This window comes from Candidatus Symbiothrix dinenymphae (assembly GCF_001431085.1).
This window is the reverse complement of the sequence record NZ_BBRU01000523.1, coordinates 1-384: the sequence shown is the minus strand read 5'-3', so window position 1 is coordinate 384 and position 384 is coordinate 1. Positions and strand designations below refer to the sequence as shown.

Sequence of the window (384 nt, the reverse complement as noted above, 5' to 3'; positions counted from 1 at the left end):
GCATTATACCATTATAATACCCTTTCAGGGCGCAAAACAAGGAGGTGGCATCTTTCGTTCGGCGTAGCGTCCACGCTACGTCGAATTAAACGCAAGGCTCCAGCCTTGCATAAACAACCATTCCTATTTTTTACGTATCTATTCATATATCATCTCTCACACCAAAGCCAAAGCTTCGCTTCCCCTTAGTCAATCACTAAGGAAACCTGCCTCGGATAACTCGCTGTCTTTAAACAAGATGCGGTTCTTTATCCGGTTATGTACTAATCCACGGAAGTTTAATTAACGGACTAAAATCTGTCTTCCAAATATCTAATTCGTATAAATCCCCCGTATCGTCAATATTTAAGGAAGCGATAACATCAACTCCATCTTCATCAACAA

At 40.9% G+C, this 384-nt stretch carries 1 protein-coding gene; it reads right to left on the bottom strand.

Annotation, left to right across the window (positions count from 1 at the left end; translation table 11 throughout):
• Nucleotides 1-256: 256 nt before the first annotated feature.
• The coding region (locus ASC50_RS08600) for a DUF6984 family protein (protein WP_420885213.1) at nucleotides 257-384 on the bottom strand (128 nt) is incomplete at its 5' end.